Source organism: Cryobacterium sp. TMN-39-2, from assembly GCF_004402745.1.
GTDB classification, from domain to species: domain Bacteria; phylum Actinomycetota; class Actinomycetes; order Actinomycetales; family Microbacteriaceae; genus Cryobacterium; species Cryobacterium zongtaii.
The window spans coordinates 246,097-265,698 of the sequence record NZ_SOFX01000020.1 but is presented as its reverse complement, the minus strand read 5'-3'; the positions used below and the strand labels follow the sequence as shown (position 1 = coordinate 265,698).

At 68.3% G+C, this 19,602-nt stretch carries 14 protein-coding genes; 7 read left to right on the top strand and 7 right to left on the bottom strand.

The features are described 5' to 3' along the window. Window positions 1-496: 496 nt before the first annotated feature. The 5 genes from E3O57_RS06690 to E3O57_RS06670 all read left to right on the top strand — a co-directional run bounded on the left by E3O57_RS06690 (window position 497) and on the right by E3O57_RS06670 (window position 8,769). The gene (locus tag E3O57_RS06690; RefSeq protein WP_241990331.1) at window positions 497-2,146 is read left to right on the top strand and encodes a glycosyltransferase; all 1,650 of its coding nucleotides are present in this window, start codon (window positions 497-499) and stop codon (window positions 2,144-2,146) included. Beyond that, the gene (locus E3O57_RS06685) at window positions 2,146-2,877 is read left to right on the top strand and encodes a biotin/lipoyl-binding protein (protein ID WP_103479432.1); all 732 of its coding nucleotides are present in this window, start codon (window positions 2,146-2,148) and stop codon (window positions 2,875-2,877) included. The genes E3O57_RS06690 and E3O57_RS06685 overlap by 1 nt, the downstream gene beginning before the upstream one ends. Then, complete coding sequence (locus E3O57_RS06680) at window positions 2,874-4,940, top strand: glycosyl hydrolase (RefSeq protein WP_103479431.1); 2,067 nt, start codon at window positions 2,874-2,876, stop codon at window positions 4,938-4,940. The genes E3O57_RS06685 and E3O57_RS06680 overlap by 4 nt, the downstream gene beginning before the upstream one ends. Window positions 4,941-4,957: 17 nt before the next feature. Then, window positions 4,958-7,456: an RNA helicase gene (locus E3O57_RS06675; protein WP_103461621.1), complete on the top strand. Its 2,499-nt coding sequence runs from the start codon at window positions 4,958-4,960 to the stop codon at window positions 7,454-7,456. 143 nt (window positions 7,457-7,599) lie between these two features. Beyond that, window positions 7,600-8,769: a Gfo/Idh/MocA family oxidoreductase gene (locus E3O57_RS06670; RefSeq protein ID WP_240632231.1), complete on the top strand. Its 1,170-nt coding sequence runs from the start codon at window positions 7,600-7,602 to the stop codon at window positions 8,767-8,769. A gap of 29 nt (window positions 8,770-8,798) precedes the next feature. Here E3O57_RS06670 and E3O57_RS06665 read toward each other — a convergent pair whose 3' ends face one another. After that, window positions 8,799-9,245, bottom strand: a complete 447-nt coding sequence (locus tag E3O57_RS06665; RefSeq protein WP_165787947.1) for a LysM domain-containing protein — start codon at window positions 9,243-9,245, stop codon at window positions 8,799-8,801. 234 nt (window positions 9,246-9,479) lie between these two features. Between E3O57_RS06665 and E3O57_RS18885 the strand changes: the two genes are divergently transcribed. Beyond that, the gene (locus tag E3O57_RS18885) at window positions 9,480-11,357 is read left to right on the top strand and encodes a DUF2207 domain-containing protein (RefSeq protein WP_103479429.1); all 1,878 of its coding nucleotides are present in this window, start codon (window positions 9,480-9,482) and stop codon (window positions 11,355-11,357) included. Window positions 11,358-11,377: 20 nt separating this feature from the next. On the opposite strand, the gene E3O57_RS06650 is transcribed toward E3O57_RS18885, so the two are convergent. The 6 genes from E3O57_RS06650 to E3O57_RS06625 all read right to left on the bottom strand — a co-directional run bounded on the left by E3O57_RS06650 (window position 11,378) and on the right by E3O57_RS06625 (window position 18,655). Further along, window positions 11,378-12,757 (bottom strand): L-serine ammonia-lyase, encoded by a 1,380-nt coding sequence (locus E3O57_RS06650; protein ID WP_103479428.1) that lies wholly within the window; start codon window positions 12,755-12,757, stop codon window positions 11,378-11,380. A gap of 22 nt (window positions 12,758-12,779) precedes the next feature. Next, window positions 12,780-13,343, bottom strand: a complete 564-nt coding sequence (locus E3O57_RS06645; RefSeq protein ID WP_103479427.1) for a CoA-binding protein — start codon at window positions 13,341-13,343, stop codon at window positions 12,780-12,782. Further along, window positions 13,340-14,638: an O-acetylhomoserine aminocarboxypropyltransferase/cysteine synthase family protein gene (locus E3O57_RS06640; protein WP_088456756.1), complete on the bottom strand. Its 1,299-nt coding sequence runs from the start codon at window positions 14,636-14,638 to the stop codon at window positions 13,340-13,342. The genes E3O57_RS06645 and E3O57_RS06640 overlap by 4 nt, the downstream gene beginning before the upstream one ends. A gap of 92 nt (window positions 14,639-14,730) precedes the next feature. Continuing rightward, complete coding sequence (locus tag E3O57_RS06635; protein WP_241980316.1) at window positions 14,731-15,711, bottom strand: YeiH family protein; 981 nt, start codon at window positions 15,709-15,711, stop codon at window positions 14,731-14,733. 90 nt (window positions 15,712-15,801) lie between these two features. After that, a complete protein-coding gene (locus tag E3O57_RS06630; protein WP_088456754.1) occupies window positions 15,802-16,902 on the bottom strand; it encodes an acyl-CoA desaturase in 1,101 nt (366 codons plus the stop codon). Between the two features lie 190 nt (window positions 16,903-17,092). Then, complete coding sequence (locus E3O57_RS06625) at window positions 17,093-18,655, bottom strand: dolichyl-phosphate-mannose--protein mannosyltransferase (protein ID WP_241990330.1); 1,563 nt, start codon at window positions 18,653-18,655, stop codon at window positions 17,093-17,095. Between the two features lie 44 nt (window positions 18,656-18,699). On the opposite strand from E3O57_RS06625, the gene rsmI reads away from it, so the two are divergent. Then, window positions 18,700-19,575, top strand: coding sequence for a 16S rRNA (cytidine(1402)-2'-O)-methyltransferase (gene rsmI / locus E3O57_RS06620; RefSeq protein ID WP_088456752.1), 876 nt, complete (start codon window positions 18,700-18,702; stop codon window positions 19,573-19,575). The last annotated feature ends 27 nt before the right edge of the window (window positions 19,576-19,602 follow it).

Below are 19,602 nucleotides of genomic sequence, written 5' to 3'. Positions count from 1 at the left end.
CGAATCCCTTACGAGACTGGGGGTGAGAGCGGGGCCGAGCACCGGGTTACAGCCGTGTTACGAACACGAGAACGTTGAGGGAACCGATAGTCAGAACTCTCGCCACGGACCTATGGTGAACCTACCCGCCACGACGAACGGTCGCACCCGACCTCCCCTGTTCCGTCGTCTTCGCCGCACCCTACGGCACCTCGTCGCTCCATCCGCATCCCGATCCCTCACGGATCCCGATCCCGATAGATCCCGCGAACCCGGACGACGATGCCCACACTCTCCGGTCGGCCGACACCCAGGCCAGACCCGGTCGGTGTTGCCGCGTGTTTCAGGGCCCTGTCGAACCCGCTCATGCTCGCGCTCAGAACCAGCACGCGAACCTCGCCCGAGATCCCGTTCGCGAACCCCGGACCCGAATCCGGTACCGAAAGAGAGACGGATGACCTCCCTTCATCCCAGCCTTGGCATACCCGCTACACCCGAATCCTCGGTGGATTCAGTAGTGCCGCCCGAGGCTATGCACCGGATCCCCACCCACCAACTGGCGATCGACGATCACCCGGTTCGACCCAAGTCGACGGGGCACGCGCACTCGCCGTCCCTCGTCATGCTGGTTCTGATCGCAACGGTAGGAATCCTGGCCTACGCCCACTTCCTGCTCAATCCGGCCAGCCGCGGCGACTGGCTGCCATACTCGCTCGTGATCATGGCCGAGTCGATCCTGATCTTCCAGGCGCTGTTGTCGATGTGGACGATCCTGTCCGGGTCTACAGATACTCGGGATTTCGACTTTCACCGTACCCAGGCAACTCTGGTACGCGGCAGATCAATAGCGCGGGACGGCTTGAAGGACCAGCCCGAGCGGTGGCCCCTGCACCTGGGGGACCACCCGGCCACCATCGACGTGTTCATCACCACGTATGGTGAGGACATCGACGTGATCCGGGAGACCGTCACCGCGGTGCGGGCGATGCACGGTGAGCACCTCACCTGGGTGTTGGACGACGGCCGTTCCGACGAGGTGCGCGATCTGGCCGCCGAGCTGGGCGTGCGCTACCTGCGCCGGCTGAGCTCGAACGGCGCCAAGGCGGGCAACGTCAATCACGCGCTCACGGCGAGCACTGCGGAGTACTTCGTGATCTTCGACGCCGACTTCGTGCCCAAGCGGGAGTTCCTCATCGAGACCCTGCCGTTTTTCATCGACGACAAGGTCGCCTTCGTGCAGACCCCCCAGGCCTACCGCAACCTGCACAACGTCATCTCCCGCGGCGCCGGATACATGCAGGCGGTCTTCTACAGGTTCATCCAACCCGGTCGCAACCGATTCAACGCCGCTTTCTGCGTGGGCACCAACGTGATCTTCCGGCGAGATGCGATCAACGACATCGGCGGCATGTACACCGACTCCAAGTCCGAAGACGTCTGGACGTCGCTGAAGCTGCACGAGGCGGGCTGGAAAACCATCTACATCCCCACCGTGCTGGCAACCGGACACGCGCCGGACACCGTGGAGGCGTACACGAAACAGCAACTGCGCTGGGCCACGGGCGGCTTCGAGATCCTGCTGCACAGCAACCCGCTCAGCCCTCGGCGCCGTCTCACCTTCGATCAGCGTCTGCAGTACCTGGTGACGGCATCCTTCTACCTCACCGGGATCGCGCCGCTGCTGCTGTTGTTGGTGCCACCGCTGGAAATCTACCTCGACCTGCGCCCGATGAACCTCTCCACCACGGTGGTGACCTGGCTGCTGTACTACGCGGGTTTCTACCTGATGCAGGTGCTTCTGGCGTTCTACACGATGGGTTCGTTCCGCTGGGAGACCCTGATGCTCGCCACGGCGTCGTTCCCCATCTACGTGGCCGCGCTGATGAACGTCCTGGTCGGCAAGGAACAGCACTGGAGCGCCACGGGCAACCGGTCCCGGGTGAGATCGCCGTTCAACTTCATGATCCCGCAGGTGCTCTTCTTCGTATTCCTCCTGCTCACCTCGGTGGTGGCGGTGTGGCGTGACCTCTCGATCGGCACCCTCACCCTGGCCACGGCCTGGAATGTGACCAACACTCTCATCCTGGGCACTTTTGTCGGCACGGCAATGCGCGAGGCGCACCTGGCACGACGCACCCGCGCCCTGACCCGAAGGATGGTGTCCTGATGACCTGGGCCAACCGGTTCAAGCTCTTCTTCGGACTCGTCGTCGTCGTCGGCGTCGTCGCGGTCCTCACGCTCGTCTTCAACCAGCGGCAGGCCCAGGTGATGAGCGCCTCCGCCTCAATTCAGGCGGCGGAGTATCCAGTGGGCTCCGACTATGGCGGAACCGTCATGGAGCGACTCGTCGAGGACGGCGACCAGGTGCGGGCGGGTCAGGCGCTGTTCACCCTGCAGAGCCCCACCCTGCAGGCCGACCTTGCCGAAGGCCTGGTCACCGTCGACAGCGTGGCCTACTCGGTGGCCGAGGACGGCGTGCTCACCCTGACCGCCGCCGTCGACGGCACCCTCACCGACGTCAGCACCGAGCGCGGCTCCTTCGTGCAGGCCGGGCAGGTGCTCGCCGTCATCGACCAGGCCGGGTCCCTGTTCGTGTCGGCCGATTTCGTCCTCACCAGCGGCGACTACGCGCGGATCGAACCCGGCGCGGCCGTCGTCATCGTGCTGCCGAACCAGACCCGGGTGGCCGGGACCATGGACACCCTGGACGTGCAGACGGCGAACGGCCATGCCGAGACCACGGCCAGGGTCCTGAGCCCGGACCTGGTCGACGGCGCCGCGAACGGGCTCATCGCCCCCGGCACCCCGGTCACGGCGACGATAGAACTGCGCGACGACGGCCTCCTCGCCGGCGCCAGCGACGGCCTGTTCGGGTTCCTCCGGACGATCGGGCTGTGATCGTGCAGAGAACACCGCGCACCCTCGCCGTCGCCACCTGCCTGGTGATCGCCGCCGCGCTCACCGCGTGCACCACGACGGATGCCGTTGAACCGGTCGACACCGAGGCCTCGACCCCCGGCGCGGCCATCTTCCCCGGCAACGAGGTCGCGCCGCTGATCGACGCCCTTCCGCAGCAGAGTCTGAAGGCCCTGCCGACAGCCCGCCTATCCGACGGGCTCATCCCGCCGACCAACCGGTGGTTCTCCGGCCTGGTGTTCGGCGAGGAATCGATGCCGGTGTTCCCTCTGCCCCTCTCATTCCAACTGAGCGACTCCGGCTTCGCCTTCGGGCTGCCGGAGGTGGCGGCGGACACCAACGTGATCAGGGGCGGCTTCGCCGGGCAGATCGCCGTGCAGGTCGGCGACGGCGACGGGCTGGAGCAGGCGGTGACCGCCTACGACGAAGCATCCGTCTCGATCGGCCAGTCCATCGACGGCGCCACGGTCGGCAGCACGGTGATCGCCGAGGGGTCGCCGTTCGTGTCCTTCACTGCCGCTGCGGACGTCGCCCTCACCATGCCGACAGCATTCAGTGAAGCCGAAAAGGGCGTGTGGAGTGTCGACGTGGCCGGCAGCACCTACGGCCTGGTCAGTGCGGGAACTCTTTCGTCCGGCACCGACCTGTCCCTCGCGGCCGGCCAATCCGTGACCTGGTTCGCACTGCCGGACGGCGGCACGCTCACGGCCTTCGCCGAAGCGGCCCGGCACCCGGTCATCGGCACCAGCGTCGAGTACGGCGCCGGCACGGATACGGCCACCACGACCATCCACTACGACACCAGCGACGGCGGCGACACCCTGATCGCCGCGCTGCCGCACCAGGCACAGGGTCTCGCCGACGGTGCGTCGTGCACCGCGGGGGAGTACCCGAGCATCTACGGTGCGCTCACGGTGTGCGAGGGCCGGCAGCTGAGCTGGTCGGTGCCCGCGGTCGCTCCCAGCGGCGCCCTGGACCTCTCGGCTCTCGGTGACGAGGACCGCGCCGCGCTGGCCGACCAGGTGCGAGCTGATGTGGCGGCCACCACGACCTTCGCCGCCGACACCTACTTCGGCGGCAAGTCCCTCTACCGGGCCGCGAACCTGCTCGAGGTGGCCCGGCAGGTGGGTGCCGATGATGCGGTGGCCACGCTCACCGACCGGCTCAGCACCGCCCTCGACGACTGGATGGACCCCGACGCCTGTGCCCAGCGCACCGAACGGTGCTTCGTCTACGACCCGGACGCGAAGGGGATCGTGGGCCTGGCCACGTCGTTCGGCTCCGAGGAGTTCAACGACCACCATTTCCACTACGGCTACTTCTTCTATGCCGCGGCGGTGGTCGCGGCCGACGATCCCGACGCCGCACAGCGCTGGGCGCCGGTGCTGAATCTGCTCGCCGCCGACCTCGCCACCAGCGGCGGCAGCGAATACTTCCCGGACCGAAGGGTGTTCGACGCTTACGCGGGCCACTCCTGGGCCAGCGGCACCTCGCCGTTCGGCGACGGGAACAACCAGGAATCCAGTTCAGAGGCAGTGACCGCGTGGAACGGATTGGCGCTCTGGGCCGCCGCCAGCGACCAGGCCGACCTCGCGGCCGAGGCCGAGTGGATGCTCTCCAGTGAGGCGGCCTCGTCCCGTGCCTATTGGACCGACTTCGACCTCGACGATCCGGTCTATGCGGGCTTCGACCACACCGTCACGTCGCTGGTCTGGGGCGGTAAGCGCGACTACGCCACCTGGTTCAGCGCCGTGCCCAGCGCCATGCTGGGCATCCTGGTGCTGCCGATGAGCCCGGTTGCCGGCTACCTCGGCGGCGACCCCGACAGGGTGAGCGCCAACCTCGCCGACGCCCTGCCGGGAGGCAACTATGACGTGATGTTCGGCGACTACCTATTGATGTACGCCGGCCTGCGCGGCCCGGAGGCCGCATCCGACGCCCTGACCGCGGCGGCGAGCCTGCCGGAGGAGCGGATCGACGACGGCAACAGCCGCGCCTACCTGATGGCCTGGCTGATGCGGTGGAGGACTCCTCCGGCCGGATAGGGGAGGATTGGGGGATCATGGCAACCCTCACCGCCCTCCCGCACAACACCGATCCCGACCAGCTTTTCGAGGCCTTCGAAGCGTGGGCAGCGGATGCGGGCCTCCGGCTCTACCCGGCGCAGGAGGAAGCTGTCATCGAGATCGTGTCGGGCGCGAACCTGATCCTGTCCACCCCCACCGGCACCGGCAAGTCCCTGGTGGCGATCGGGGCGCACTTCGCCGCCCTCTCGGCCGGCAAGCGCACCTTCTACACCGCCCCGATCAAGGCGCTGGTGAGCGAGAAGTTCTTCGCCCTGGTGGAGATCTTCGGCGCCGAGAACGTGGGCATGATGACCGGCGACTCGTCGGTCAACTCCGACGCCCCGATCATCTGCTGCACCGCCGAGATCCTGGCCAACCTGGCGCTCCGGAACGGCGAGGACACCCCGGTGGACCAGGTCGTGATGGACGAATTCCACTTCTACTCCGACCCCGACCGCGGCTGGGCTTGGCAGGTGCCGCTGCTGCTCTTGCCGCGGGTGCAGTTCATCCTGATGTCGGCCACCCTCGGCGACGTCACCGACATCGCCGCCGACCTGTCCCGCCGCACCAACCGGGACACCGCCGTGGTCACCGGTGTGGAGCGCCCGGTGCCGCTGCACTACTTCTACGAGACCACGCCCGTGCACGAGACCGTGGAGGACCTGATCAAGACCGGCCAGGCGCCGGTGTACATCGTGCACTTCGCCCAGGCGGCCGCCCTGGAACGCGCCCAGGCGCTCTCCAGCGTGAAGGTGGTCACCAAGGAGCAGAAGGAGGCCATCGCCGAGCTCATCGGCGAGTTCAGGTTCACCACCAGCTTCGGCAAGACCCTCTCCAGGCTGATCAGGATGGGCATCGGCGTGCACCACGCCGGCATGCTGCCCAAGTACCGCCGGCTGGTGGAGCAGCTCGCCCAGCGCGGCCTGCTGCGGGTGATCTGCGGCACCGACACCCTCGGCGTGGGCATCAACGTGCCGATCCGCAGCGTGCTGTTCACCGCCCTGACCAAGTACGACGGCGTCAAAATGCGCCAGCTCAACGCCCGCGAGTTCCACCAGATCGCCGGGCGGGCCGGCCGGGCCGGCTTCGACACCGCCGGCACCGTGATGATCCAGGCGCCCGACCACGAGACCGAGAACCTCAAGGCCATCCAGAAGGCCGGTGACGACCCGAAGAAGAAGCGCAAGATCATCCGCAAGCGCGCCCCGGAGGGGTTCGTGTCCTGGGGCGAGCCGTCGTTCAGGCGCCTCGTCGACGCCGAGCCGGAGACCCTCACCTCGAGCATGCAGATGACCAGCGCCATGCTGATCAACGTGATCGCCCGCGGCGGCGACGCTTTCGCGAACGTGTACTCGCTGGTGTTCGACAACCACGAGCCGTGGAAACGTCAGCTCGCCCACGCCCGCCGGGCCCTCGGGATCTACAAGACCCTGCGTGCGGCCGGGATCGTGGAGCAGGGTGCGGACGGCAGCATCCGTTTGACCGTCGATTTGCAGGCGAACTTCGCGCTCAACCAGCCGCTGTCGCCGTTCGCGCTGGCCGCGTTCGACCTGCTCGACATCGAGGCGCCCACCTATGCCCTCGACATGATCTCGGTGCTGGAGTCCACCCTCGACGACCCGCGGCCGGTGCTGATGGGTCAGCAGTTCGCCGCCCGCGGTGAGGCCGTGAACGCGATGAAGCAGGAGGGCATCGAGTACGACCAGCGGATGGAGCTGCTCGAGGAGATCACTTGGCCCAAGCCCCTGGACGAGCTGCTCAGCTACGCGTTCGAGACCTACAAGCAGTCCCAGCCCTGGATCGCCGACTTCCCGCTGCGGCCCAAGACCGTGGTGCGTGACATGTACGAGCGGGCCATGTCGTTCGGCGAGTTCGTGGCCTACTACAAGCTCGCACGCAGCGAGGGTGTGGTGCTGCGTTACCTCTCGGATGCCTACCGGGCCGCCCGGCAGACCATCCCCGACGAGGCCAAGACCGAGGACCTTCTCGACCTGATCGAGTGGCTCGGCGAGCTCGTGCGGCAGGTGGACTCCAGTCTGCTCGACGAGTGGGAGGAACTCATCCACCCCGACCTGGCCGCGCACGAGTCGACGGCGCACGCCGTGGTGCCGCCCGCGCCGCACCGGCTCACCACCAACACCCGGGCATTCCGGATCCTGGTGCGGAACGAACTTTTCCGCCGGGTGCAGCTGGCCGCGCTGGAGAATTACGACGCCCTCGGCGACCTCGACCGCGACAGCGGTTTCGGGGCAGATGCCTGGGCCGACGCCATGGACGGCTACTACGCCGATCATGACGAACTGCTGGCCGGGGCGAATGCCCGCGGCGCCGGACTGCTCATCCTCGACGAGGGTGCCACCGTGTGGACCGCCCGGCAGATCTTCGACGACCCGGCCGGCGACCACGACTGGGGCATCAGCGCCATGATCGACCTCGCCGAGTCCGACGAACTGGGAGTGCCGGCGTTGACGGTGACCGGGATCAACCGGCTCTAGCCGCCGGTCCCGCTCCTCGCCCGCTCCTCACCGCGCCCAACTGTTCCCGAAGCGGACAAGTGCGCCCGGTGTGCCGGGTGCAATTGTCCGGAACGGGAACAGTTGTGGGCGGGAGGGCGCCCGAACCGGCGTAACCTCGGGCCATGGCCACTTCAGACAACCAGCCGGAAACCCCGATCATGACGCCGAAGCCGGCACCCAAGCCGGGCCCGCGGCCCGGTCCGGGACCGCAGCACGGCGCCCAGCCGAATTCGGCGGCCACCGGGGGAACGCCTACCCCGCGGACCGGCCCGATCCGCGCGGCCGTGATCGGCTTCGGGCTCTCCGGCCGGGTCTTCCACGCACCGTTCCTCGCGGCCAACCCCGACTTCTCCCTCGAGGCCATCGTGACCGGCGACCCCGATCGGGGCGCCAAGGCCATCGAGAGCTACCCGGGGGTGCGGATCGTACCCACCGCCGAGGCGCTGTTCGCTCAGGCGGCCGACCTCGACCTCGTGATCATCGGCACCCCGCCGGACACCCATGTGGCGCTGGCCAACGCCGCCCTCGATGCGGGCCTCGCCGTGGTCATCGACAAGCCGTTCGCAGTGGATTCCGAGCAGGGCTGGGCGCTGCTGAACCGGGCCGAGAGCCTGGGGCTTCCGCTCACGGTGTTTCAGAACCGGCGCTGGGACGGTGACTTCCTCACCCTGCAAGCGCTCCTGGCCGATGGCGCCCTCGGCGACGTCTACAGATTCGAGTCCAGGTTCGAGTTCTTCAAGCCCGGCACCCCGCGCAGCTGGAAGGCCGGGGCGACCCCGGCCGCGGGCGGCGGCGTGCTCTATGACCTCGGCGCGCACCTGATCGACCAGGCCGTGCTGCTCTTCGGCCCGGTCGATGACTTCACCGCCGAACTGTCCACCCGCCGGCCGGGCGGCGCCGCCGACGACGATTCGTTCGTGTCGCTGCACCACGGCTCCGGGGTGCGTTCGCACCTCTGGGTGAGCTCGTTCGCGGCCCAGACCGGCCCTCGGTTCAGGGTGCTCGGCTCGGCCGCGGGGTACACCAAATGGGGAGTGGACGGCCAGGAGGCCGCCATCCAGGCTGGCAACCTGCCCAGCGACGCTGACTTCGGCCTCGAACCGGAAGCCACCTGGGGGCGGCTCGGCGCCGACGGCGCCAGCCAGGTCGTGCCGACCCAGCGCGGCCAGTACACGGCCTTCTACGAGGGCCTGGCGAATGCGCTGTTGCGCGGAGCGCCATTGCCGGTGAACGCTGTCGACTCGGCACACACCATCGAGCTGATCGAACGCATTCACGCGTCCGTGCGCTGACCCGCGCTTGTCGCCGCCGGCCCGCGGGCTCAGCCAGTCTTGGTCCAGTCGAGGTTGATGACCTGGCGGAGGTAGATGTCCTCGCCGAGCCCGGCGACCTTCGGGTTCATGCGGAGGAGCTGCTGCATCGGCAGGTCGAAGCGCTGGGCGATATCGAAGAACGAATCACCCTCGATGACCGTGTAGCTGATCGGGTTGCCGGCGCCGTCGTATTCCGGCGCGGCCTGGGCGCCGGGAATCGCGCCGAGGTCAACGGCGGGGCCCTCCGGAATGGGCTCGGCCGGCACCTCGGGGTTTCCGGTGAGCTCCGGCGCGGGCGCCTCGGCCACCGGCGTCGGCGTGGGGGTCGGTGTGGGCGTGGGCGTCGGCGTGGGGGTCGGTGTTTGGGTGACCACGACAGTCGCCGTCACCACCGGTGCGGGCGCGGCGGCGCAGCCGGCCAAGGCCAGGCCACCGACCAGCATCACCGAAAGCACGACGGCCCGTCGGGTCGGCCGGGTCTGGGCAGTGCGACGCGGTGCAGCTGGGCGCGGAACAGAGAGGCGCGGCGCGGCCGACTGCGGTGAACTGGTGAGATCGTTGATGGTGTACCCCCGAGAAGACAGTTTAGGTCAGGATTCTCCCGGCGCAGCCGGCGTGCTGTGCCTAATACGGGGGACACCGGGCCGTGTCGCCAGGTACCCGCTGGATATCATTGAGCCGGGGGAACCATGACACACCGACAGATTCTGCCGCGCCGGCGTGCACTGGCCGCGGCCCTGGCCACGGCATTGACCCTGGCCGCGAGCCTGGCCCTGGCCGGGGCATCCGCCGCACCGGCGGCGTCCGTACCCGCCGGTGCGAACGACTTCACCTTCGACTCGTTCACGGTCGACTACGATCTGGGCCGGGATGCCGACGGCCGCGCCACCCTGCGCACGGTCGAGACCATCGTGGCCGACTTCCCGGCAGCCGACCAGAACCGCGGCATCGTCCGGGCCATCCCGGATTCCCACCGGTACGTCGACATGGATGTGCAGGTCATCAGCGTCACCGACGAGACCGGCGCCCCGGTGCCCTACGAGACAAGCAGCAGGGACGACTTCACCGAACTCGCCCTCGGCACCGACGACTTCGTGCACGGACGCACCACCTACGTCCTCGAATACACCCAGCGCGACGTGATCGGTGATTTCGCCGATACCGCCGCCGAGGAGTTCTACTGGGACGTGAACGGCACCGGCTGGGCGCAGCCGTTTGGGTCGGTGACAGCACGCCTGCACCTCGACGAAGACCTCACCGCGGCCCTCACCGGCGAGGCAGCCTGCTACGTCGGATACTACGGCGGTGAAGCCACCTGCGCCGTTGAGACCAGCACGGATGCTGCCGGCAGCGTGCTGACCTCGACGAGCCAGAACCTGGTCTCCGGACAGAACATGTCGGTGGCGATCGGCTTCGCCCCCGGCACCTTCACCCAGCCGCCCGGCCCGGAGGAATCGTGGATCGTCACCGTGGCTCCCTGGCTCATTCTGGGTTTCGCGGCCGTCTTCGTGCTCATGCTGCTGGGCCTGCGCACCTTCGTCTGGCGCGACGCCAGGGGTCGCGGAACCATCGTGGTGCAGTACACCCCGCCGGAGGAGCTGTCGGTCATGCTGGCCGCCGCGATGCTGGGAAAAGAGAAGGTGGGCCTGCCCGCGCAGGTGATCAGTTTCGCCGTCACCCGGGCCGCCCGCCTGGTGGAGTCGCCCAGCGAACCGGCCAGCCGACGATACGCGCTCGAGGTGGTGGACACGCACCGGTTGAGCAGCGCCGATCGGCAGATCCTCGCTGCGCTGATGCCCAAACTGAAGGGCGGAGCCAGGCTGCGGCTGGATACCGCTGACCCCAAGCTCGGTGACCGGCTTGTGCGGTTGCGCGGCAGCATCTCCGACGAGGTGACCTCGTCCGGATACCGCGCCAGGGGCAAGAGTCGCATTCCCAGCTATCTGGCGCTCGCTGGTGCGCTGCTGCTCGCTCCCGCCTGGCTGGTGACCCGGTGGGCCGGCCAGAACGAGGTCAGCAGCACCCTGGTCGGCTGGCTCATGCCTGGCACCATCCTGGCCCTGGTGCTGCTGGGTGTGATGTATCAGATGCCACATCGCTTGACCGAGAAGGGCGCTGCGAACCGCGACTACCTCCTGGGCCTGCGCGACTATCTGGCGTTGGCCGAAGCCGACCGCATCCGGGTGCTGCAGAGTCCGGAGGGCGCGGAGCGGGTCGCCGCCACGATTGACACCGACCTGATCGTGAAGCTTCACGAGAAGCTGCTGCCGTGGGCGATGCTGTGGGGCGTCGAGCGGGAGTGGGCGCGCGAGCTCGGCAACTACTACGACACGACGGATGCGTCGCCGGACTGGTTCTCCGGTGCCGGCGGCGCCGCCGTGTTCAGCCAGAACTTCACCGGCTTCGCTCGGTCGATCGGCACGGGCTCCTTCGCCACCACCCCCTCGGAGAGTTCGAGTTCGGGGTCGTCCTGGTCGGGCTCCGGCGGCAGCAGTTCCTCCGGAGGATCCTCAGGTGGCGGCTTCTCCGGCGGTGGTGGCGGCGGCGGTGGCGGCGGCGGTCGCTGACCCGCCGAACGGCCGGGCGCTCAGCACTCGATGACGTTGACCGCGAGGCCGCCCTCGCTGGTTTCCTTGTACTTGGTCATCATGTCCAGGCCGGTCTGCCGCATGGTCTCGATGACGGTGTCGAGCGAGACCAGATGGGTGCCGTCGCCGTGTAGGGCCAGCCGGGCCGCCGACACCGCCGTCGACGCGGCGATGGCGTTGCGTTCGATGCAGGGCACCTGAACGAGTCCGCCGACAGGGTCGCAGGTCAGGCCGAGGTGGTGCTCCATCGCGATCTCCGCCGCGTTCTCCACCTGGCGGGGCGTGCCGCCGAGCACCGCGCAGAGCGCCCCCGCGGCCATGGCGCAGGCCGAGCCGACCTCGGCCTGGCAGCCGCCCTCGGCGCCGGAGATGGAGGCATTCGCCTTGACCAGCGAGCCGATCGCCACCGCGGTGAGCAGAAACCGACGGATGCCGGCCGCGCTCGCGCCGGGCACAAAACGCAGGTAGTAGTGGGCGACGGCGGGGATGATGCCCGCGGCGCCGTTGGTGGGCGCCGTCACGACGCGGCCGCCGGACGCGTTCTCCTCGTTGACCGCGAGGGCGAAGGCGTGCAGCCACTCGGTCGAGGTGTCCCGCTCGCGTTGCTGCAGACCGTCGTATTCCTCCAGCTGCATACGGATGGCGGAGGCGCGGCGTTTGACGCCGAGGCCGCCGGGCAGCGTGCCGTCCACGCGCAGGCCCGCCTCGACGCAGGCGTGCATTGCAGCCCAGATCGCATCCAACCCGGCATCCAACCCGTCGGCGCCGTGGATGGCTTCCTCGTTGGCGCGCGCGACATCGCAGATGCCGATGCCGTGGCTGTCGCAGAGCGCCAGCAGGGCGGCACTCGAGGCGTACGGCATCGGCTGGACCACCGTGGCTACAGGCCGGACCGGGTCGCCGTCGCGGCGGATGAAGCCGCCGCCGATGGAGTAGTAGGTCTCCTCGAGCAGCGCGGTGCCGCTCGAGTCGTCCCCCCAGGCCGACAGCGTCATCGCGTTGGGGTGTCCGGGCAGTCGGGTGCGCGGTTCGAAGACCACGTCGCTCTTCTGCACAGCAACCGGGTGGCTGCCGTTCAGGCGCAGGGTGGACCCGTCGGTGAGATTGACCCAGCTGTTGCGCACCTCGGCGGGGTCGCAGGTCTCCGGGGTGAGGCCCGCCAGGCCCGCCAGAATCGCGTCGGGCGTGCCGTGGCCCAGACCGGTCGAGCCGAGCGAGCCGAACAGCGAGCAGCGGATGCGGCGCACCTCGGGCAGCCGCCCACTCTCGGCGAGGTGCTGGGCGAAGGCCAGGGCGGCCCGCATCGGGCCGACAGTGTGGGAACTGGATGGACCGATTCCGATGGAGAAGAGGTCGAGAGCCGATACGTACGCAGTCACCCGCTCTATCGTACGCGGGCGGCTACCTGATGGTCTTGCGCGCCGTGATCTGCCCGGTGTCGAAACCGAGCAGGTGCAGGCCGCCGTGGAAACGGGCGTGCTCGATCTTGATGCAGCGGTCCATCACAATGGTGAGCCCCTTCGCCTCGCCGTACTCCGCGGCCTCCTGGTTCCAGATGCCCAGCTGCACCCACACCGTCGTGGCGCCCACGGCGAGGGCGTCGTCGATCACGGCGGGGATGTCGGAGGCCTTGCGGAAGACATCGACGATGTCGGGTATCTCGGGCAGCGACGCCAGGTCGGGGTAGGCCTTCTGGCCCAGGATGGTGTCGGCACGCGGATTGACGAAGTAGACCCTGTAGTCGCTCGACTGTTGCAGGTAGGTGCCCACGAAGTAGCTGGACCGGGCCGGGTTGGGGGAGGCACCCACGATGGCGATCGACTGTGCCCGCCGCAGGATGCCCAGGCGCGCCTTGGCGTCCGGGCCCTCCCAGGTGCGCTGGGTGCGCAGCAGCTTGGCCAGCGGCGAATTTGTGGGAACGCTGCAGCTCAAACCGTTGGTGAGCTGGACTGTCTCGGTGCTCATGAGCGTCCCCCCGCTGCGGCCTGGCTGAGCGCCTGGTCGAGGTCGTAGATGATGTCGTCGACATCCTCGATGCCCACGCTGATGCGCACCAGGCCGGCCAGAACCCCGGCATCGGCGAGCTGCTGCTCGCTGAGCTGGGCGTGGGTGGTGGAGGCCGGGTGGATGACGAGGGTCTTGGCGTCGCCGATGTTGGCCAGGTGGCTGGCCAGGTCGACGGACTCGATGAAGGTGCGACCGGCGTCGCGGCCGCCTTTGACGCCGAAGCTGAATACCGAGCCGGGGCCCTTGGGCAGGTATTTGAGGCCGCGCTCGTAGTGCGGGTGGCTGGGCAACCCGGCCCAGTTGACGAAGTCCACGCGCGGGTCGGCGTCCAGCCACTCGGCCACGATGCGGGCGTTGTTCACGTGAGCCTGCAGCCGGTAGGGCAGCGTCTCGACACCCTGGGCGAGCAGGAACGCGGAGTGCGGCGCGAGAACCGGCCCGATGTCGCGCAGCTGTTCGGCGCGGAGGCGCGTGAGGAAGGCGTACTCACCGAAGTTACCCGACCACTCCAGGCCGCCGTAGCTGGACACCGGCTCGGTGAAGAGCGGGAACTTGTCGCTGTGCCAGTTGAACCGGCCGCTCTCCACGACCACGCCGCCGAGTGTGGTGCCGTGGCCGCCGAGGAACTTGGTGGCGGAGTGGATGACGATGTCGGCGCCCCACTCGATGGGCCGGCAGAGGTACGGCGTGGCGATGGTGGAGTCGATGATCAGCGGGATTCCGGCGGCGTGCGCCACCGCGGCGAGGCCCTCGATGTCGGCGACCTCACCGGACGGGTTGGCGACGGTCTCGGCGAAGATCAGCTTGGTCTTGTCGGTGATCGCGGCGGCGTAGTCGGCCGGGTCGGCGGATTGCACGAAGGTGGTCTCCACGCCGAAGCGGCGCAGGGTCACGTCGAGCTGGGTGATCGAACCGCCGTAGAGGTTGGCGCTGGAGACGATGTGGTCGCCGGCCCCGGCCAGGCTGGCGAAGGTGATGTACTGCGCGGCCAGGCCGGATGCCGTGGCGACGGCGCCCAGGCCCCCCTCGAGGCTCGCGATGCGCTCCTCGAACGCCGCCACGGTGGGGTTCGACAGCCGGGAGTAGACGTTGCCGTACTTCTGCAGCGCGAACCGGGCCGCGGCATCCGCGGTGTCGTCGAACACGAACGCGCTGGTCTGGTAGATGGGCAGGGCCCGGGCCCCGGTCACTGCGTCGGGGATGTTCCCGGCGTGGATTGCCCTGGTGGTGAAGCCGTACTCGCGATCTGCCATGCGGTTACGCTACCGGCCCGGCGCGGGACCGCGGGCGGAGTGGCGTAACAGTGCGCCACATGACCTCCGCCCGGCCTGCACAGCAGCGACCGTCAGCTGATGAGGACGGCGGCCAGAGCGAGCAGGGCGATCAGCAGCCAGGAGGCCAGGCCCACGCCGAGGGCCTTGCCGCCGGTGCGCAGGAGCTCGGACAGGCGCACCGCGGTGCCCAGGCCGAACAGCGCCATGGCCAGCAGCACCGTCTGTACCAGATCGATGGACTCGAGCACGGTGGCGGGCAGCGGAACGAAGGTGCGCACCAGCACCATGGCCAGGAACCCCGCGACGAACAGGGGAACCACCGGCGGCCGCCGGACCGTGCGATCGACGGTGCCCGCCCGCCGCCGCTCGTACACCGCCACGCCGGCCACGAGTGGCGCCAGCATCAGCACCCGGGTGAGCTTGACGACCACGGCCACGGCGAGGGCCGCCGACCCGGCGATCTGCGCCGTGGCGACCACCTGGCCCACATCGTGCACACCGGCGCCGACCCAGTGGCCGAACTGGAGGTCGGTCAGGCCCAGCGGATGCCAGAGCAACGGCAGCACGCCGATCGCGAGGGTGCCGCACAGGGTCACCAACGCCACCGGGGTGGCGGTCTCCCGGTCCTTGGCCTTGACCACGCCGCTCATCGCTCCGATCGCAGACGCGCCGCAGACGGCGAAGCCCGTGGCGATGAGCAACGGCTGGTGTCCGGGTAGGCCGACGCGGCGGCCGAGCCACAGGGTGCCGAAGAAGGTGAGCACCACGATGAGGACCGTGCTGGTGATGGTGACCCAGCCCAGACCGAGGATGTCGACCAGGCTGAGCTTGAGGCCCAGCAACACCACGCCCAGGCGCATCAGCCGGTGGGACGCCAGGGTCAGGCCGGGCGCGAGCATCCCGGTGACCGCCGGACGCAGCACGGGCAGCTGCCCCACCACGATGCCGAGCAGCACGGCCGCCGTCAGCAGCGGTACCGCGGGAAGTGCGGCGTGCACGCCCCACGCGACCAGCGCGGCCACCCCGGCCGCGCCCACTCCCCAGATCCACATTGGGTCAACTTTACCCATCGCCCGCGAAGCGTGAGAAAAGCCCCAAGAATCGAAAATTCTCGGGGCCTCTCTCTCAGTCCGAGAGGAGGGTCAGCGGTGGTGGAAGCGCTGCACCATCGGGCAGTCGAACGGGTCACGGGCGGCCAGGCCCACCTTGTTGAGGTAGGCGACCACGATGCCGTAGGACTCGAACAGGCCGGTCTCGGTGTAGAGGATCTTGTTGGACTGGCAATATTCCTTGGTGATCTCCTGCGCCTTCTTCAGGTGCGGGCGGGCCATGTTCGGGAACAGGTGGTGCTCGACCTGGTAGTTCAGGCCGCCCATGAAGGTGTCCATGAGGGTGCCGCCGCGGATATTACGCGACGTCAGCACCTGGCGACGCAGGAAGTCGACCTTGCTCTCGTGCGGCAGCTGCGGCATGCCCTTGTGGTTGGGGGCGAAGGAGGCGCCCATGTAGACACCGAACACGGCCATCTGAACGCCGACGAAGGCGAACGCCATGCCCAGCGGCAGGAAGTAGAAGATGACGGCGAGGTAGATCACGATGCGGCTGGTGAGCATGCTGATCTCGAGCCAACGCTTGTCGACCTTGCCCTTGCCGAAGACTGTCTTGAACCCTTGGATGTGCAGGTTGATGCCCTCGAGGGTGAGCATCGGGAAGAACAGGTAGCCCTGCTTGCGGGTCATGAACGAGGTGATCCAGTTGACCTTCGCGGCGTCTTCCTCGCGGAACACAATGAAGTCGGGGTCGATGTCGGGGTCCTTGCCGACCACGTTCGGGTTGGCGTGGTGGCGGCTGTGCTTGGTCATCCACCAGGCGTAGCTGATGCCGACGAAGAGGTTGGCGAGGACACGGCCGGCCCTGTCGTTGGCGGGGCCGGACTGGAAGACCTGGCGGTGCGACGCCTCGTGGGCGAGGAACGCGAACTGGGTGAGGATGATGCCGAGCACGCCGGCGATGATCAGCTGGTACCAGGAGTCGCCGAGCAGCACGAAGCCGACGCCGAGGCCGACGGTGATCAGGACCAGGGCGGCGAAGACGCCCCAGTAGAAGCCGGTGCGGCGGCCGAGCAGACCGAGATTCCGCACGGTGTGCAGCAGGGAGGAGTACTCGGTGGTGGGGTTCTGGGAGTCGCCACCCTTGCGGGTGCGGACAATACGCACCGTGGGTGCGGCAGATGCTTCCGACATGAGGCCTTTGGTTTGTATCTGGACTTCTCAGTCGGTTGTAGAGCAATCACTCGTCAAGCAGATAACGGCCATCCTACGGGTTCGAGACCCGAAAATAGCGTGAATTCACACGCCTTTAACAGGGGATGTATTCCAATTTTGGCATATGTTCGGGGCTGGGAATGTGTTGCAATCACAGCGTTAATGCTGGTCAGCGCCAGCTCGGCAGCCAGATGTGCGCCTGCCAGAAAGCGAACGGAACCTGGGCACCGGTCCAGAGCGGGAAGTAGTACGCGCTCACTAACGTAGCCAGGGCCAGGAACACCGCCACGATCGCCCGACCGGATCCATTCTTGATCAGCAGAGAGATCACCAGGGTCAGCCCGAGGATCAAGTACGGCTCGAACGCGATCGTATAGAACTGGAACACCGTGCGGTTCAGGTACATCAGCCAGGGCAGGTATCCGGCGACCATGCCCATCAGGATCAGGCCGACGCGCCACTCCCGGTACCGCACCAACCTGTAGACCGAATAGAGGATCGCGGCCGTCGCCGCCCACCAGATCAGCGGGTTGGCGATGCCGGTGATGGCCTCGGAGCAGGTGGCATAACCACAGCCGTTCTCGCCCAGGGACGAGCCCTGGTAATACATGCTCGTCGGCCGGCTCATCAGCAGCCAGGTGAGCGGGTTCGCCTGGTACGGATGCGGGGTCACCAGGCCAACGTGGTAGCCGTAGGCGGCCGATTGGTAGTGCCAGAAGCTCTGCAGGCTGTGCGGAACCCAGGCCAGAGCCCCGGTCCAGGCTTGTCCGGCCTGATCGGCCCAGTCCCGGTAGTAGCCGCCGTGGGTGACGAACCAGCCGGTCCAGGAGACCAGGAAGGTCAGCGCCGCCACGGGAACCAGGAGCAGGAAGGTCACCGGCCCCTGCTTGAGGATCGCTCCGCTGGCCCAGAACGGCAGCCCGGCCCGGCGGCGGGCGAGCGCGTCGACCACCACGAGGTAGATGCCGAAGGCGGCCAGGAAATAGGCCCCAGACCACTTCACCGAACAGGCCAGCCCGAAGGCCAGGCCCGCGGCCAGCACCCACGGCCGCCACCAGAGCGCGGGGCCCCAGGTGGGGTCGACCTCGTTGTCCCGTTTCTCGTTCAGCCACGCCCCGAGCCTGGCCCGGTGGTGGTCCCGGTCCATCAGCACCGCGCCGAAGCCGAGGAGGGCGAAGAACATCACGTAGTTGTCGAGCAGGGCGACCCGGCTCATCACGATCGCGTTGCCGTCGATGGCGAAGAGGAAACCGGCGATCGTACTCAGTAACACCGAGCCGAACAGCTTCTGGGCGATGAGCATGAGCAGCACGACGGCGAGCACCCCGACCAGCGCCGTGACGACCCGCCAACCGAACGGGTTATCGGCGCCGAAGATCGCCATCCCCAGGGCGATGAGCCATTTGCCGAGCGGCGGATGCACCACGAACGACGGGGCGGTACCGAAGATATTGCTCTGCCCCGCCGCGAACAGGGCGTCGGCGCCATCCGGCCAGGTGGACTCGTAACCGTTGTTGAACAGGCTCCAGGCGTCCTTCACATAGAAGGTCTCGTCGAACACCAGGGTGCCGGGGTGGCCGAGGTTCCAGAACCGTAAGCCCGCGGCCAGCAGAACCACCAGTGCCGGCCCGGCCAGGCGAACCCACCGGTTGCCCCACAGGGCACTCCAACGCTCGGTCACACGGGCGGTCGCAACGGGGGTGAGGAGCACCTGACCATCGTAGTGAGCCACTGCTGCGTGACTGTGCTGCAAGACTGTGCTGCGAGACTGGGACCATGATCATTCTGGCTGCCACGCCCATCGGAAACCTCGGGGACGCCTCGACCCGCCTGATCGAGGCGCTGCGTACCAGCACCGTCATCGCCGCCGAGGACACCCGGGTGACGGTGCACCTGCTCAAGGCCCTCGGCGTGGAGAACCGGCCCCGTCTGATCGCCCTGCACGACCACAACGAACGGGGCAAGGCCGCCGAACTCGTCGAACTCGCCCGCGACACCGACCTGCTCGTGCTCAGCGACGCGGGCATGCCCACGGTCTCCGACCCCGGCTTCCACCTGGTGGATGCCGCGATCGCCGCCGGTGTGACCGTCACCGCGCTGCCCGGACCGTCGGCCGTGCTCACCGCGCTGGCCGTCTCCGGCCTGCCCACCGACAGGTTCACCTTCGAGGGCTTCCTGCCCCGCAAACACGGTGAGCGGATGCAGGCGCTGCGCGAGGTGGCCACCGAACGCCGCACCATGGTCTTCTTCGAATCACCCAACCGGCTTGCCGCGTCGCTCACCGACCTCGCCGTCGCGCTCGGCGCCGACCGCCGGGTTGTGGTCTGCCGGGAGCTGACCAAGTTCTACGAAGAGGTCAAGCGGGGCACCGCCGCCGAGCTGGCCGAGTGGGCCGCGGCGGGCGTCCGCGGCGAAATCTGCATCGTCGTCGCCGGGGCGACGCCGCGGGTGCTCGACCTGGCCACCGGCGTCGAGGAGGTTCTGGCGCTGGTCGCGGCCGGGGCTCGCCTGAAGGACGCAGCTGCCGACGTGTCAGCCGCATCCGGGCTCGGCAAGCGCGACCTGTACGAGGCCGCGCTCACCGGCAAGGCCGCCGGGACCGCCGCGCCGCGCCAGAAAGCCGCCCCGCAGCCTGAATTGCCGCTGGACTGAGCAATGGGCTGAGCCGGGCCGGGCTGC

What these genes read in the sequence shown, in the direction of transcription:
- E3O57_RS06685 (WP_103479432.1), top strand. Translation starts at nt 2,146, where the DNA reads ATGACCTGGGCCAACCGGTTCAAGCTCTTCTTCGGACTCGTCGTCGTC.
- E3O57_RS06640 (WP_088456756.1), bottom strand. Translation starts at nt 14,638, where the DNA reads ATGGCAGATCGCGAGTACGGCTTCACCACCAGGGCAATCCACGCCGGG.
- E3O57_RS06670 (WP_240632231.1), top strand. Translation starts at nt 7,600, where the DNA reads ATGGCCACTTCAGACAACCAGCCGGAAACCCCGATCATGACGCCGAAG.
- E3O57_RS18885 (WP_103479429.1), top strand. Translation starts at nt 9,480, where the DNA reads ATGACACACCGACAGATTCTGCCGCGCCGGCGTGCACTGGCCGCGGCC.
- E3O57_RS06645 (WP_103479427.1), bottom strand. Translation starts at nt 13,343, where the DNA reads ATGAGCACCGAGACAGTCCAGCTCACCAACGGTTTGAGCTGCAGCGTT.
- rsmI (WP_088456752.1), top strand. Translation starts at nt 18,700, where the DNA reads ATGATCATTCTGGCTGCCACGCCCATCGGAAACCTCGGGGACGCCTCG.
- E3O57_RS06630 (WP_088456754.1), bottom strand. Translation starts at nt 16,902, where the DNA reads ATGTCGGAAGCATCTGCCGCACCCACGGTGCGTATTGTCCGCACCCGC.
- E3O57_RS06675 (WP_103461621.1), top strand. Translation starts at nt 4,958, where the DNA reads ATGGCAACCCTCACCGCCCTCCCGCACAACACCGATCCCGACCAGCTT.
- E3O57_RS06635 (WP_241980316.1), bottom strand. Translation starts at nt 15,711, where the DNA reads ATGTGGATCTGGGGAGTGGGCGCGGCCGGGGTGGCCGCGCTGGTCGCG.